The sequence below is a fragment of the Geodermatophilus sabuli genome, assembly GCF_010686765.1.
Lineage (GTDB): Bacteria > Actinomycetota > Actinomycetes > Mycobacteriales > Geodermatophilaceae > Geodermatophilus > Geodermatophilus sabuli_A.
In genome coordinates, this window is sequence record NZ_JAAGWF010000022.1 from 70,358 (window position 1) to 83,460 (window position 13,103).

The following is a 13,103-nucleotide window of genomic DNA, read 5'->3' on the forward strand; positions in this document are numbered from 1 at the left end:
CGAGCTCGTTCACTGGAGCACCCGCAGGTCCTGCGGCAGCCGGCCGATCCGCAGCATCAGCCGGTAGGCGGCCAGGCAGACCGCCGCTCCGCCGAGCAGCAGCGCCGTACCGGCGGGCGAGTCGTAGGCGTCCAGCGTGGTCGACTGGGTCGCCAGCAGGAGCAGCACCACCCACGGCGCGGCCACCGCCAGCCGGGCGGCCTGCACCACCCAGCCCTGCCGCGTCTCCAGCTCCGCACGGGCGCGGGCGTCCTCGCGGAGGAAGGTGGACAGGGTCCTGAGCACGCGGCCCAGGTCGCTGCCACCGACCTCGCGCGCCACCCGGAGCGTCTCCACGATGCGGTCGCCGACGGGCTCGGCCAGGTCGGCCTTGAGCCGGTCCAGGCAGTCGCCGAACCGGCCGCTGGACCGGTAGTCCGCGGCGAAGCGCGCGAACGGGGGACGCAGCACCTCCGGTCCGCGGACCGACAGGGCCGACAGCGCCTCGGGCAGGGACAGCCCGGCACGGACGGCGGAGGCGAGGTTGTCGACGACGTCCGGCCAGACCTCCCGCAGGTCCGCCCGGCGCGAGGCGGCCAGCCGGCGCACCTGCAGCGCGGGCAGGGCGGCTCCGAACGCACCGAAGACCAGGCTCACCGTGACCGTGCCGGTGGTGAGCAGGACGACGACGAGGGTGAGCAGCCCGAGGCCCACCTGCAGGGCGAGCAGCTGCGCGGCGTTGATGCCGGTCAGCCCGGCCGCGGCCAGCTGCTGCTGCCGCCGCGACGCACCCCGGGGCCGGGACCGCCCCTGCGGCGCCCGCGGACCGCTGCGCCACACCAGCAGCAGCCCGACGCCGAGGAGCAGGCCGATCAGTGCGCCGTCCAGGCTCATCCGGTCCACCGGCCGGACGGGTCGTCCAGCAGCGCGGGCAGGTCGACGCCGTGGGCGGCGAACCGTTCGGGGTGCGGCGGATAGCCCGCTGCCCGGACCAGCCGGCCCTCCCGTGTGGTGAAGACGTCGGCCAGCTCCACCACGCCGTCCTCGGCCCGGCCCGGGACCGCGACGATCTCGCGCACCCGTCGCCGTCCGTCCGGATCGCTGCCGACGTGCACGACGAGGTCGACGCTGGCGGCGACCGTGGGGACGACGAACGCGTGCCCGATGTTCTCCCCGGCCAGCAGCGGCAGCGTGCACATCTTCACGACCGCCTCGCGGGCGCTGTTCGCGTGCAGCGTGCACATCCCGGGCAGCCCGGAGTTCAACGCGATCAGCAGGTCCAGGCACTCCTCCTGGCGCACCTCCCCGACCACGATCCGGGACGGGCGCATCCGCAGCGCCTCCTTGACCAGCCGGCGCAGCGGGATCTCGCCGGCCCCCTCGAGGTTGGGCTGGCGGGTCTGCATGGCGACGACGTCGGGCAGCGGGACGCGGAGCTCGAAGACCTCCTCGCAGGTCACCACCCGCTCCCGGGCCGGGATCGCCGCGCACAGGCAGTTCAGCAGCGTCGTCTTGCCGGCCTGGGTGCCGCCCGAGACCAGCACGTTGAGACCCGCAGCGACCGCCGCCTCCAGGAACCGCGCCGCCTGGACGGTGATCGTGCCGAGGGACACCAGCTCGTCGAGGCTGTGCGCCTGGAGCACGAACTTGCGGATGTTGACCGCCATGTGCCGGCGGGTGATGTCGGGGATGACCACGTGCAGCCGCGAGCCGTCGGGCATCGTCGCGTCCACGAACGGCGTCGACATGTCGATCCGCCGGCCCGAGGTGCGCAGCATCCGCTCGACCAGGTCCGCCAGCTGCCCCGGCGCCAGGATGGTCGTGGTCAGCTCGCTGCGGCCGCGGCGGGCGACGAACACCCGGCCGGGCTCGTTGACCCAGATCTCCTCCACCTCGGGGTCGTCGAGGTGGCGCTGCAGCGGTCCGAACCCGGCCACCCGGTCCAGGACGTCGCGGACCACCGAGTCGGGGTCGCCGATCGGCGGGAGCGCCGAGGTCATCGACCGCTCGGAGTAGTCGGCGACGACGTCCCGGACCAGCAGCCGCACCGGCGCCGGGTCGCTGAACGGGTCCAGCCCGCGGCGGCGGATCAGCTCACGCACCTCGCCGTCGACGACCTCCAGCGCACTGGTCGCAGTCGGCACGGCACCTCCGTCGTCATCCACCTGTCCGGACGACGGACTGTAAGAGAACCGGGCAGTCCGCCGCGGCTCGAGACGACGGTCTGTGGACGACGGCACGCCACGGTCACCCGGTCGGGTGACGACGACCGCGCCGCCGCGGTCGCCCCGTGCAGTCGGCGATCGGCCCGCCGCCGGGGGTCGCGAGGGCGATGCCGCAGGATGGCGGGCGGACCACCGGGCCACGGAGCGGAGCAGACATGGCGCACGACATCGGGCAGCAGCTGGCACGCACCGCGGCGGACGCCGCCCTGGCGCACGCCACGACCATCGGGCTGGCCGTCAGCGTCGCGGTCGTCGACGCCGCCGGCTGGGACGTGGTCGTCGTCCGCGGCGACGACACCCCGGGCTTCACCGCGGGGATCGCCCGCGTCAAGGCGGCCACCGCCGTCGCCTTCCGTCGCCCCACCGGGGACCTCGCCGCCATCAAGGAGTCGCGGCCGGAGGTGATCGACGCCGTCGCCGACCAGCTGTCCTTCCGGCCGACGACGCTGCGCGGCGGGCTGCCGCTGCTGCGCGACGGCGCCGTCGTGGGGGCCATCGGGGTCAGCGGCGGGACCGGCGAGCAGGACATCGAGTGCGCCGAGGCGGCGCTGGCGGCCCTCGACCTCCCGTAGCCCGGCACCCGGCGCGCGGATGATCGGCCGCACCCACCAGCCACGACGACGGGAGGCCGATGGCCGAGCCGCGGACCCCGCGCAGCATCTACCTGGTCCTGGGCTCGCTGATCGCGCTCGGGCCGCTGGCGAGCGAGCTCTACATTCCGGCCCTCCCCGACATGGCGGCGGTGCTGGCGACCTCGCCGTCGCTGGCCCAGGCGACCGTGGCGACGTGCCTGGTCGGCCTGGCGCTCGGGCAGCTGGTCGCCGGGCCGCTCAGCGACCGGCTGGGCCGGCGTCGCCCGCTGCTGGCCGGCGTCGCGCTGTTCGCGCTCGCTTCCGGCCTGTGCGCCCTGTCGACGTCGATCTGGGTGCTGCTGGCGCTCCGGTTCGTGCAGGGCCTGGCCGGCGGGGCGGCCGTCGTCATCGCCCGGGCGGTGGTCCGCGACCTCTACGAGGGACGGCGGGCGGCGCGGGTGTTCTCCCGCCTGATGCTGGTCTTCGGCCTGGCGCCCATCGTCGCTCCCCTGGCCGGCGCCCAGATCCTGCGGTTCACCGACTGGCGCGGCCCGTTCGTGGCGCTGGTCGTGATCGGCGGGCTGATCCTCGTGGGCGCGCGGGCCGCCCTGCCCGAGACGCTGCCACCCGCGGCCCGGCACACCGACGGGTCGGGAGCGCAGCTGCGCCAGCTGGGCCGGCTGCTCGCCGACCGCCCGTTCCTCGGGCACGTGGCGATCAGCGGGCTGCACGGCGCCACCCTGTTCAGCTACGTCACGATGAGCGCCTTCGTGCTGCAGGAGGAGCACGGCCTCAGCGTGCAGGCCTTCTCCGCCGTGCTGGCCGTCAACGCCGTCGGGCTGGTGCTCGGCGCCCAGCTCAACGGGTTCCTGGTCATGCGGCTGGGTCCCGGGCGGCTGCTGATCGCCGCGGTGGCGGGAATCGTGCTCGCCTCCACCGCGGTCGTGGCCGGCGCCCTCACCGGCTCCCTGGTCGCGCTCCTGGTGCCGCTGTTCCTCGCCACTCGTGCATGGGCGGCATCGGGGCCAACAACATGGCGCTGGCCCTGGCGCCGCACGCGTCGGCGGCCGGCTCCGCGTCCGCGCTGCTCGGGATGACCTCCTTCGGGGTGGGCGCGCTGGTGCCCCCGATCGCCTCGCTGTTCGGGGCGACCGGCACGGTCATGGGGACGACGATGCTGGCGATGAGCGCGCTGTCGCTGGTCCTGCTGCTGACCGTCGTCCGGCCGTGGCGCCGGCCGGAGCCGCTGGTGGGCGTGCCGGCCGGGCGGCCGGCCCTGGCGCAGCCGGGGGCCGAGGCACCACGCTGACGTCCCCCACCGGGAGCAGCGCCGAGGAGGAGCACCCATGAGGACGCAGACGTGATCGTCCGCACCTGGACGGGGGTGGTCGGCACCGAGCGCGTGCCGGAGTACCTCGCCTACGTGCGGGCCACGGGTGTCGAGGAGTACGTCCGCACCCCCGGCTGCCGGCAGGCCCTGCTGGTGACCCGCGCCCTGGACGGCGGCCGGTCGGAGGTGGTGGCGCTCAGCGTGTGGGACGACGAGGGCAGCCTGCGCGCCTTCACCGGTCCGGACGTCGACGCGATGGTGCTCTACCCCGAGGACCGCGACTTCCTGCTCGCCGAGCCGACCCTGACCCACCACCTCGTGGACGTCGCCCTCGAGGGCCCCGGTCCGCGCACCGACCCCGTCCGGGAGGACACCACGTGACCGCTCCGCGCGAGATCGCCGAGGCCTTCTCCGGGCACCGCTTCCGCGACGCCTACCCGGCGCTGGCCGACGACGTCCGCTGGATCTCCGTCGGGGAGGGCGAGATCAGCGGCCGGCAGGCGGTGGTGGACGCGTGCGAGGCCACGCTCGCCGAGCTGTCGACGGCGACGACGGACTTCCTCCGGTTCGTCGTCATCGCCGACGGGGACGCGGTCGCGGTCGACGCCGTCGGCCGCTACGTGGCCGCCGACGGGAGCACCAGCGTGGTCTCCTCGTGCGACCTCTACGCGTTCCGGGACGGTGCGATCGCCACCATCACGTCCTACGCCGTCGAACTGGACCCGGCGACGGCGTCGTCGCCGACCTGACCGCGTCCCGGGCGGGGCGACCGCCCCGGCGGGACGGGCGGCTCAGGTGACCGGCACCGCGACCACCACGACGTTGTCGGCGTAGTTGCCGGTGCGCTCGTCGAAGGCCCCGCCGCAGGTGACCAACGCCAGCTGCGGGGGTCCGTCGGCGCGGAACAACTCGGCCGGCAGCGCCGACTTGGCGAACGACGTCCGGGCGGTCACCGCGTAGCGGTGGGTGTCCCCCGTCGCGTCGGTGACCTCGACCAGGTCCCCCTCGCCGAGGTCGAGCAGACCCTCCAGCGGACCGGCGCCGTAGCGGGCGGAGTCGACGTGGCCGGCGATCACCGCGGTGCCCGCCGCGTCGCCGGGGACCGCGCCCGCCGCGTACCAGCCGAGCACCGTCGGGCGCTCGGGCAGCTGCAGCGCGCCGGACGCCAGCACCCCGACCGGCACCAGCGGTACCGGCTCCGGCGCGGCCGGCAGCGACACCGTCACCGGCGCCGCGGCGACCGGCGGCGGAGGCGGCGGGAGCTCCGGTGGCGGCGGCGGGACGGCGTCGGGCGTCTCGCTCGGCAGCTCGGGTGCCGCGGCCGCGGCCGCCACCGGCGGTCCGATGTCGGGCGCGTCGGCCCGGGGCGGCACGCGGGTGAGCGCGAGCCCCGAGCCGACGAGCACCGTGCCCGCGACCACCAGCACCAGGTGCCGGAGCCGCGGCCTGTTCACGCGCTGGTCGCGCGCCGGCGGACGAGGCCCGCCGTCCCGGCCACCAGCGCGACCGCGCCGAGCCCGGTCAGGGCCCAGCCCGTCGTCCCGAGGCCGCCGTCGGCCACCTGGCCGCCGGTCCCGCCGGGCACCGACGTCGGGACGCCGTACTTCCGCGCGGTGTCCCGCAACTGCGTCAGGTGCTGCTCGACGACCGGGGTCGCCGCGCGGGCCAGGTCGAGGACCGTCCCGTCGGAGCCGTTCTGCAGCTCGCGCTGCGTCGCGGCCAGCGTCGTGGAGTGCGAGCCGATCTGCTGGGCGATCCAGGCGGTGTCGAACGCCTGGCCGCTGTTGCGCTGCACGGCCGCCAGCTGCCGCTGCTGCTCGGCCGAGGGCTCGCCGGGCAGCTGGACGCCGAGCTGCTGCGCGGCCTGGGTGAGCTGGGTGTCGAGCTGGGTGTGCATCTGCACGAACATGGCGCCGAGCTCGCGCACCTCGGGGGTGGTGGCGGCCTGCTGCGCGGCGTTGCCGGCCGCGATCTCGGCGAGATTGCTCTGGTGGGCGGCCTGCATCCAGGTGACGTCCTGGTCCGACGGTGCGGCCAGGGCCGGCGCGGCGGTCAGGACGAGCGCGCCGAGCGCCGCCACGGGGAGGAGGACGAGACGGGACAACCTACGCATGCGGGGGACCTCGATGGGCTGGGGCGGGTCACGGCCGAGGCGTGATCGCCTGCCGCCGTCGGGACTCCGGCCGGATACCCGCCCTCCCGTGAGTCACGCCATGAAATGTCACGCAATCATCTGGACCGTGATCAGATCAGGTCGGCACCGGCCCGCCGCCCCGCGCGCCGCCACTCCCCCGGCGGGACGCCGTGCGCCGCGCGGAACCGGCGGATCAGGTAGCCCGCATCGCCGTAGCCGACCCGGTCGGCCACGGCCTGCACGGTCAGGTCGGTCTCGTCCAGCAGCCGACGGGCCTCGGCCAGGCGCCGCTCGGTGATCCACTGCTGCACGGTCCGTCCGGTGCGGCGGCCCACCACCGTCGTCAGGTGACCGGCGGTCAGCCCGACGGCGGCCGCCACGTCGCGCAGTGAGAGCGGCTCGGCGTAGCGCTGCTCGATGACGTCGAAGACGGCGGCCAGCAACGGCTCGTCCCGCAGCCGGAGGTGCCCCGGGACGTCGGCGGCCAGCCGGGCTAGCTCCACCAGCAGCAGGGTCAGCTGGGCCAGCGCGGCGACCGCGGAGCCCTCGCGCCGCTCGAGCAGCTCGCGGTCCAGGTCGGTGAAGCGGCGCACCCAGGACGGCCGGTCGGCCTCGGGCACCGACAGCCGCTGCGCTCCCCCGGCACGTCCGCCGACGAACGGGAACAGCAGCGGGTGCGCCCGCCAGGAGCCGAGCGTGCCGGGGTGGGCGCGCTCGACGGCGTCCGGCGGGAACCAGGCCGACCACACCACCGCGTCCGGCGGCGGATCGGACCACTCCGCGTCGACCACCTCACCGGGGGCGACGACGAAGACGTCCCCGGCCGTGAAGTCCCAGGAGCGGCCGTCCAGCCGGATGGAGCCGGTGCCGCGCTCGACGTAGCCGAGCACGAGGAAGTCGTGCGCGTGTGGCCGGCCCGCCCGGCCGGTGACCGGCCCGGAACCGCCGTCGAAGCGGGAGACGGCGACCGGCGCTGCGCCCGCGGGCCGCGCGTACCCGTACACCGGGACGCCGTGCACCTGGCGTGACAGCACGACCGGGAGGGCCTGCCCCCCACCGGAACTTCGTCCCATCGCACCCGAGGACCGGTCCTTGTCGCCGCGCTGCACGCGGCCGAGAGTAGACGTCGGGACCGGAAGATGGTCCAGCCAGGCGAACGGAAGGCGGACGACATGGGCGGCTCGATCGACACCCGGACGACGGTGACCGGGCAGGAGCGCGAGTTCCTCCCCGGGATGGCCCGGGAGTGGCTGCTCCCGCTCTACGACCCGATGAGCCGGCTGTTCGGCGCGCAGGCGCTGCACCGCCGGCTCCTGTACGCCGCCGACCTCCGACCCGGCCAGGCGGTGCTGGAGATCGGCTGCGGGACCGGCAACCTCCTGCTGGCGGCCAAGGCGGCTCAGCCGGCCGCCACGGTCGTCGGGCTGGACCCGGACCTCGCCGCGCTGGCGCACGCCCGCCGCAAGGCCCGCCGCCGCGGACTGCCCGTCCAGCTGGACCGCGGCTACGCCGACGCGCTGCCCTATCCGGACGGGAGCCTGGACGTCGTGCTGTCGTCGTTCATGCTGCACCACCTGCCCGCCGAGCAGCGCGAGCCGGCGATGCTCGAGGTACTGCGTGTCCTGCGTCCCGGGGGCACGCTGCACCTGCTCGACATGCCCGGCCCCGACCCGGCCGACGCCCACGCCCACGCCCACACCCACGAGCACCGCGGCCGCCGGGGGCACCGGCACCAGATGGAGCGGCACCTCGCCCCCGACATCCCCGGCCTGCTCCGCCGGGTGGGCTTCGGGGACGTCACCGAGACCGGCTCCAGCATCCACCGCCGGATCGGCCGGGCGACGTCCTACCGCGCGGCGCGGTGAGCCCCGCGGCGTCGCCCACCCCCGCTCACGGACGGGCGTCGACGCCGGCCGCGAGCAGCGCGGCCAGCCGGTCCAGGTCGGCCTCCTGGAGCCGCCGGTAGGACGGCGCCAGCAGGCGGGTGAGCGGCCGCAGGATGCCGGTCAGCTCGACGTCGAGCACCGTGGTGACGCGGGCGCCCTCCGGGGCGTCGGACACCTCGCGACTGCCGGCGACCCGCACCGTCGCGCTGCCCCCGGCGTAGGAGGCGGCGGTCGCGGACGCCTGCTCGATCCGGGTCGGCGTCACGAACGTCGAGCCGGCGAAGCGGAGGTGCTCGACGATGCGCTGACCGACCCGGGCGCGGCCGGCGGGCTCGACGTCCATGCGGCGGACCTGGGTGCGCCACTCCGGATCGCGGGACCAGTCGAGCAGCACGGCCGCAGCCGCCTCCACCGACACGGGGACGAGCCTGCTGCTGGAGAGAACGGCCATTCCAGACCTCCGAGTGCTCGGGTGCCGGGCTCCACCGCCCGGCGGGGACGGCACAGACCTTACGACGTCGAACATTTCGACGTCAATGGGTCCGACCTCGAACTGTATGCTGCCGCTCATGCCGGACGCCGTGGACCGCCTCATCGCCCAGTGGCAGCGCGAGCGCCCCGACCTCGACCTCGCCGCGATGGCCACGATCGGCCGGCTGGGCCGGCTGGCCGCGCACGTCGGCCCCGCGGTGGAGGCGGTCCTGGCCCGCCACGGCCTGAGCACCGGGGAGTTCGACGTCCTGGCGGCCCTGCGGCGGGCCGGCGCGCCGCACCGGCAGACGCCGACCGAGCTGGCCGGGTCGCTGATGCTGTCGCCGGCGGCGATGACCAACCGGCTCGACCGGCTCGAGTCCGCCGGCCTGGTCACCCGCGACCCCAACCCCGCCAGCCGACGGAGCCTGCTGGTCTCGCTCACCGACGAGGGGCTGCGGGTGGTCGACGCCGCGGTCACCGAGCACGTGGCCAACGAGGAGGCGCTGCTCGCGGCGCTGTCCCCGACCCAGCGCGCCCAGTTGGACGCGATCCTGCGGCGCCTGCTCGCCTCGTTCGAGCCGCCGGCCGGCTGAGCCGGCGCGGGCCGGTCAGCCGCCCGCCAGGTCCACGACCGCGTCGACCAGTGCCGCACCGTCGAGCAGCACCGGGTCGTTGTGGTCGGCTCCGGGCACCTCGACCAGGCGGTGCAGGCCGGCGGCGGCCGCCGCGACGGCGCGACTCTGCCGGGGCGGCACGATGGTGTCCGCGTCCCCCAGCACGACGGTCGTCGGCACCTCCACGGTCGCCACCCGCTCAGCCACCCGGTAGCGGTCCCGCAGCAGCGCGCGCACCGGCAGGAACGGGTAGTGCTCGCTGCCCACGGCGGCGAGGTCGACGAACGGGGACCGGAGGACCAGGCCCGCCGGCGGGTACTCGGTCGCCAGCTCGGTGACGACGGCGGCACCGAGACTCTCCCCGAGGTACAGCAGCCGGTCGGGGGCGACGGCCTCGCGCTCGGTCAGGTGCGCGCGGGCCGCCCGGACGTCGCGGGCCAGCCCCTCCTCGCTCGGACTGCCGGGGTTCCCCCCGTACCCCCGGTAGTCGAACAGCAGCACGGCCAGACCGCGCGCGGCGAGCGCCCGGGCCAGCGGCGCCCGCGCGGCGCGGTGCCCACCGTTGCCGTTGGCCACCAGCACCGCCGGCGCCGCCGCGTCGGCGCCAGGCACGAACCAGGCGCCCAGCGCCAGGCCGTCGGAGGTCTGGAGGACGACGTCCCGCGCACCGGGGAGCACGTCGGCCGCCGCCGGGACCGGTCCGTCGGCGGGCAGGTAGACCAGCCGCCGCTGGAAGGCCCAGAGCAGTCCGGTCACGAGCGCCAGCAGGACCACGACCACGGTGAGGCCGACCAGCGCCGACCGCAGCATGCGCCGATGATGCCGGTCCGGCCCGTCAGCGACGACCGGGCAGCACGGCGTCGATCAGGTGCGGACCCGGCTCGGCCAGTGCCGCCCGCAGCTGGTCGGCGAGCTCCTCGGCCGTCGTGGCGCGCGTCGCGGGGACGCCCATGCCGGTGGCCAGCGCGACGAAGTCCAGTCCCGGTCCCCCCAGGTCGAGCAGCCGGCCCGCGCGCTCACCGTCGCTGCGCGCCCCGACGTTGCGCAGCTCGTGCTCGAGGATGGCGTAGGACCCGTTGTCGCAGAGGACCGTCGTGACGTCCAGACCCTCACGGGCCTGGGTCCACAGCGCCTGGATCGTGTACATCGCGCTGCCGTCGGCCTGCACGGCGAGCACCGGCCGGTCGGGGCAGGCCACCGCCGCACCGACCGCCATCGGCTGCCCGCCGCCGATCGCGCCGCCGGTCAGGGCCAGCCAGTCGTGCCGCGGCGCGCCCGAGGTCAGCTCGGCCAGGCCGACGCCCGAGGTCAGCGCCTCGTCGACCACGATCGCCCGCTCCGGCAGCAGCGCCCCGATCACCGCCGCCATCGACCGCGGGGTCAGCTCCCCGCTCGGCAGCTCCGGTCGAGCGGCCTCCAGCAGCGCCGGCTCGGCGTCCGGGGCGGCCAGATCGGCCAGCGCCCGCACCGCCGCGACGCCGTCCTCGCCGGGGGCGGAGAGGACGTGCACCGTGCACCCCTCGGGCACCGGCGTCCCCGGCGTCTCCGGGTAGCCGAAGAAGTGCACCGGCGCGGTCGCCCCCGCCAGCACCAGGTGCACCGTGCCGGCGAGGGAGGCCAGCGCCAGGGGCGGCGGATAGGGCAGCTTGTCCAGGTCCGGCAGGCCGGCGCCGCGCACCATCCGGGCGGGGAAGGTCTCCGCCATCAGCCGAGCGCCGGTCCCCGCCGCGACCTGCCCGGCGGCGAGCAGGCCCTCCTCGGAGGCCACGACGTCCCCACCCAGGAACAGCACGGCCGGCTCCCCCGACGCCAGCGCCCCCGCCACCGCGGCCACCACGGACGACGCCACCTGCGGCGCCGGGCGCACGGGCAGTGGGTCGGCCGGTGCGGCCCCGTCCGCCCAGGAGACGTCGGCCGGCAGGAGCAGCGTGGCGATCGCGCCGCGGGCGGCGGCCGCCACCGCCTCCGCCGCGTCCGCGGCCACGTCGGCCGGGGACAGCGACCGCCGCAGCCAGCCCGACACGGTGCCCGCGATCGCGTCGACGTCGGACTCCAGCGGCGCGTCCAGCCGCTTGTGCGACCGCGCGTGGTCACCCACGACGTTCACCACCGGAGCACCGCCGCGCCGGGCGTTGTGCAGGTTGGCCAGGCCGTTGCCCAGCCCCGGGCCGAGGTGCAGCAGGGTCGCCGCGGGGCGGCCGGCCATCCGGGCGTAGCCGTCGGCGGCACCGGTCGCCACGCCCTCGAACAAGGTCAGCACGCCGCGCATCGCCGGGACGTCGTCCAGTGCCGCGACGAAGTGCATCTCGGACGTGCCGGGGTTGGCGAAGCAGACGTCGACGCCGGCCCCGACCAGGGTGCGGATGAGCGCCTGCGCCCCGTTCACCCGCCGGGTCCGGGCCGGCGCCGGCGGCCGGTCACGGGAAGTAGGGCATGCCGGCGTTCACTTCGCGGACGTCGAAGTGGGCGAAGGTCGCCCCGCCGGTGGCGAAGTTGGCGACGTCGGCCGAGGCCGCCTGCCCCTCCGGCGACCCCAGGCCCTTGCCCATGGCCTCCTCCGACTCGAAGTCGAGCTCGACGACGAGGTAGGGAGCCTGCTGCGCGGGGTCCAGGGACCGGGCGTGCCCGACGGTGAACTTCACGACGCCGGGGATCTCCATCGCCAGCGGGGCGTGGGTGTCGCGGTAGTACTCGTCGAACGTCCCCGGGTCGTCGGGCTGTCCGTAGCTGACCACGAGCCTGTGCACCATCGCGGCACCTCCACATCGGACCCGGGCCCCGCTGCCCGGGAGTGGCCCTCACCCTGGCAGGTGCAGGGCCACTCCCGCGACCTCAGAAGGTGATGACCAGGCGCCCGCGGATGCCGCCGCCCTCGAGCAGCCGGTGCGCCTCGGCGCCCTGCTCGGCGGGGAAGGTGCGGGCCACCCGCAGGGTGAGCACGCCCTGTTCGGCGAGCGCCCGGAGGCCGTCCAGCTTCTCCTGCTCCTCGGCGTAGGACCGGATCAGCACGGGGTGCACCCGCAGCCCGCGCTCGCCGTTGCCCTCGTACCCGCGGACGGTCGTCACCGTCCCGCCGTCGGCCACCGCCGGCAGCACCAGCTCGTTCTGCACGGAGCCGTCGGCGAGCCCGTCGACGCCCTGCGGGAACCGCTCCCGGATCCGCTCCGCGACGTCGTCCCCGCGCCGGACGACGACGTCGGCGCCGAGCTCGCGGACCAGCTGCTCGTCGGCCTCCGAGGCGTCGGCGACCACGGTCAGCCCCTCGTGCTTGGCCAGCTGGATCACGTACCCGCCGAACGCCCCGGCCGCACCGGTCACCGCGAGCACCTGGCCCGGCTGCAGGGCCATCAGGTCCAGCGCCAGGCGCGCGGTCAGCCCGTTCATGGGCAGGGTCGAGGCCTCGGCGTCACCGGCGTTCTCCGGCGACCGGGCCACCGACCGGGCCGGGACGACGAGGTCCTCGCGGTACCCGCCGTGCGCGCCCGAGGGGAGCACCACCGCCATCACCCGGTCGCCCACCCGCAGGTCGGTCTGCACGTCCGGGCCGATCTCGGCGAGCGTGCCGGCGGCATCCATCCCGGGGACGTACGGGAACTGCTTGACCGGGTCCCGCTGCGCATAGGTGCCGTTGCGGGCGTAGGTGTCGGTGGGGTTCACCGTCGCCGCCGTCACCCTCAGCCGCACCTGGCCGGGCCCCAGCGGCTCCGGCGGCACGTCCACGACGTGCAGGGCCTCCGGCCCACCGAACTCGGTCACTCCCACAGCTCTCATGTCGGGGCCAATGCCCCGTCCACGGAGCCGATTCCCCCGGCTTCCGCACCGCAGAACGCTTCCCGCCGGCGTCCGTCCGAGCCGGTGACGTCATCGCGATGGCTCCAGACCTTGCGCA

Annotated in this window: 17 protein-coding genes; 7 read left to right on the forward strand and 10 right to left on the reverse strand. The window is 75.9% G+C overall.

Features of this window, described 5'->3' with window-relative positions; all coding sequences use genetic code 11:
* Positions 1-9: 9 nt before the first annotated feature.
* Both GCU56_RS18830 and GCU56_RS18835 read right to left on the reverse strand, forming a co-directional pair.
* Complete coding sequence (locus GCU56_RS18830; protein ID WP_163483287.1) at positions 10-873, reverse strand: type II secretion system F family protein; 864 nt, start codon at positions 871-873, stop codon at positions 10-12.
* Entirely contained in the window at positions 870-2,123 is a 1,254-nt protein-coding gene (locus GCU56_RS18835) for an ATPase, T2SS/T4P/T4SS family (protein ID WP_163483288.1), read from the reverse strand. The genes GCU56_RS18830 and GCU56_RS18835 overlap by 4 nt, the downstream gene beginning before the upstream one ends.
* A 236-nt stretch (positions 2,124-2,359) precedes the next feature.
* Here GCU56_RS18835 and GCU56_RS18840 point away from each other — a divergent pair, with 236 nt between their 5' ends.
* Genes GCU56_RS18840 through GCU56_RS25320 form a run of 5 tightly spaced genes read left to right on the forward strand, consistent with a single transcriptional unit; the run spans position 2,360 to position 4,855 of the window.
* On the forward strand, positions 2,360-2,776 hold the full coding sequence (locus tag GCU56_RS18840) for a GlcG/HbpS family heme-binding protein (RefSeq protein WP_163483289.1): 417 nt from the start codon (positions 2,360-2,362) through the stop codon (positions 2,774-2,776).
* 59 nt (positions 2,777-2,835) lie between these two features.
* The gene (locus tag GCU56_RS18845; RefSeq protein WP_163483290.1) at positions 2,836-3,873 is read left to right on the forward strand and encodes a multidrug effflux MFS transporter; all 1,038 of its coding nucleotides are present in this window, start codon (positions 2,836-2,838) and stop codon (positions 3,871-3,873) included.
* A complete protein-coding gene (locus tag GCU56_RS18850; protein WP_163483291.1) occupies positions 3,870-4,085 on the forward strand; it encodes a hypothetical protein in 216 nt (71 codons plus the stop codon). The genes GCU56_RS18845 and GCU56_RS18850 overlap by 4 nt, the downstream gene beginning before the upstream one ends.
* A gap of 51 nt (positions 4,086-4,136) precedes the next feature.
* The gene (locus tag GCU56_RS25315; protein ID WP_163483292.1) at positions 4,137-4,487 is read left to right on the forward strand and encodes a hypothetical protein; all 351 of its coding nucleotides are present in this window, start codon (positions 4,137-4,139) and stop codon (positions 4,485-4,487) included.
* Entirely contained in the window at positions 4,484-4,855 is a 372-nt protein-coding gene (locus GCU56_RS25320) for a nuclear transport factor 2 family protein (protein ID WP_163483293.1), read from the forward strand. The genes GCU56_RS25315 and GCU56_RS25320 overlap by 4 nt, the downstream gene beginning before the upstream one ends.
* A 42-nt stretch (positions 4,856-4,897) precedes the next feature.
* Here GCU56_RS25320 and GCU56_RS25325 read toward each other — a convergent pair whose 3' ends face one another.
* From GCU56_RS25325 to GCU56_RS18875, 3 genes are all read right to left on the reverse strand, one after another.
* The gene (locus GCU56_RS25325) at positions 4,898-5,560 is read right to left on the reverse strand and encodes a sortase domain-containing protein (RefSeq protein WP_163483294.1); all 663 of its coding nucleotides are present in this window, start codon (positions 5,558-5,560) and stop codon (positions 4,898-4,900) included.
* Positions 5,557-6,219 (reverse strand): DUF4142 domain-containing protein, encoded by a 663-nt coding sequence (locus GCU56_RS18870; protein WP_163483295.1) that lies wholly within the window; start codon positions 6,217-6,219, stop codon positions 5,557-5,559. The genes GCU56_RS25325 and GCU56_RS18870 overlap by 4 nt, the downstream gene beginning before the upstream one ends.
* Positions 6,220-6,350: 131 nt before the next feature.
* Complete coding sequence (locus GCU56_RS18875) at positions 6,351-7,349, reverse strand: helix-turn-helix domain-containing protein (RefSeq protein ID WP_204332412.1); 999 nt, start codon at positions 7,347-7,349, stop codon at positions 6,351-6,353.
* Between the two features lie 63 nt (positions 7,350-7,412).
* Between GCU56_RS18875 and GCU56_RS18880 the strand changes: the two genes are divergently transcribed.
* Positions 7,413-8,105: a class I SAM-dependent methyltransferase gene (locus tag GCU56_RS18880; protein ID WP_163483296.1), complete on the forward strand. Its 693-nt coding sequence runs from the start codon at positions 7,413-7,415 to the stop codon at positions 8,103-8,105.
* 25 nt (positions 8,106-8,130) lie between these two features.
* Here the strand turns inward: GCU56_RS18880 and GCU56_RS18885 are convergent, their stop codons facing one another.
* Positions 8,131-8,721, reverse strand: coding sequence for an SRPBCC family protein (locus GCU56_RS18885; RefSeq protein ID WP_345771937.1), 591 nt, complete (start codon positions 8,719-8,721; stop codon positions 8,131-8,133).
* Between GCU56_RS18885 and GCU56_RS18890 the strand changes: the two genes are divergently transcribed.
* Positions 8,696-9,193: a MarR family winged helix-turn-helix transcriptional regulator gene (locus GCU56_RS18890; protein ID WP_163483298.1), complete on the forward strand. Its 498-nt coding sequence runs from the start codon at positions 8,696-8,698 to the stop codon at positions 9,191-9,193. The genes GCU56_RS18885 and GCU56_RS18890 overlap by 26 nt on opposite strands.
* A 15-nt stretch (positions 9,194-9,208) precedes the next feature.
* On the opposite strand, the gene GCU56_RS18895 is transcribed toward GCU56_RS18890, so the two are convergent.
* The 4 genes from GCU56_RS18895 to GCU56_RS18910 form a co-directional block, all read right to left on the reverse strand.
* The gene (locus GCU56_RS18895) at positions 9,209-10,024 is read right to left on the reverse strand and encodes an alpha/beta hydrolase (protein WP_204332413.1); all 816 of its coding nucleotides are present in this window, start codon (positions 10,022-10,024) and stop codon (positions 9,209-9,211) included.
* Between the two features lie 25 nt (positions 10,025-10,049).
* A complete protein-coding gene (locus GCU56_RS18900; RefSeq protein ID WP_163483299.1) occupies positions 10,050-11,600 on the reverse strand; it encodes an acetolactate synthase large subunit in 1,551 nt (516 codons plus the stop codon).
* 31 nt (positions 11,601-11,631) lie between these two features.
* Positions 11,632-11,964, reverse strand: a complete 333-nt coding sequence (locus GCU56_RS18905; RefSeq protein WP_204332414.1) for an EthD family reductase — start codon at positions 11,962-11,964, stop codon at positions 11,632-11,634.
* 82 nt (positions 11,965-12,046) lie between these two features.
* On the reverse strand, positions 12,047-12,970 hold the full coding sequence (locus GCU56_RS18910; RefSeq protein ID WP_345771938.1) for a quinone oxidoreductase family protein: 924 nt from the start codon (positions 12,968-12,970) through the stop codon (positions 12,047-12,049).
* Positions 12,971-13,103: the final 133 nt, after the last annotated feature.

What these genes read in the sequence shown, in the direction of transcription:
- GCU56_RS18830 (WP_163483287.1), bottom strand. Translation starts at nt 873, where the DNA reads ATGAGCCTGGACGGCGCACTGATCGGCCTGCTCCTCGGCGTCGGGCTG.
- GCU56_RS18840 (WP_163483289.1), top strand. Translation starts at nt 2,360, where the DNA reads ATGGCGCACGACATCGGGCAGCAGCTGGCACGCACCGCGGCGGACGCC.
- GCU56_RS18845 (WP_163483290.1), top strand. Translation starts at nt 2,836, where the DNA reads ATGGCCGAGCCGCGGACCCCGCGCAGCATCTACCTGGTCCTGGGCTCG.
- GCU56_RS18850 (WP_163483291.1), top strand. Translation starts at nt 3,870, where the DNA reads ATGACCTCCTTCGGGGTGGGCGCGCTGGTGCCCCCGATCGCCTCGCTG.
- GCU56_RS18870 (WP_163483295.1), bottom strand. Translation starts at nt 6,219, where the DNA reads ATGCGTAGGTTGTCCCGTCTCGTCCTCCTCCCCGTGGCGGCGCTCGGC.
- GCU56_RS18880 (WP_163483296.1), top strand. Translation starts at nt 7,413, where the DNA reads ATGGGCGGCTCGATCGACACCCGGACGACGGTGACCGGGCAGGAGCGC.
- GCU56_RS18890 (WP_163483298.1), top strand. Translation starts at nt 8,696, where the DNA reads ATGCCGGACGCCGTGGACCGCCTCATCGCCCAGTGGCAGCGCGAGCGC.
- GCU56_RS18885 (WP_345771937.1), bottom strand. Translation starts at nt 8,721, where the DNA reads ATGAGGCGGTCCACGGCGTCCGGCATGAGCGGCAGCATACAGTTCGAG.
- GCU56_RS18895 (WP_204332413.1), bottom strand. Translation starts at nt 10,024, where the DNA reads ATGCTGCGGTCGGCGCTGGTCGGCCTCACCGTGGTCGTGGTCCTGCTG.
- GCU56_RS18905 (WP_204332414.1), bottom strand. Translation starts at nt 11,964, where the DNA reads ATGGTGCACAGGCTCGTGGTCAGCTACGGACAGCCCGACGACCCGGGG.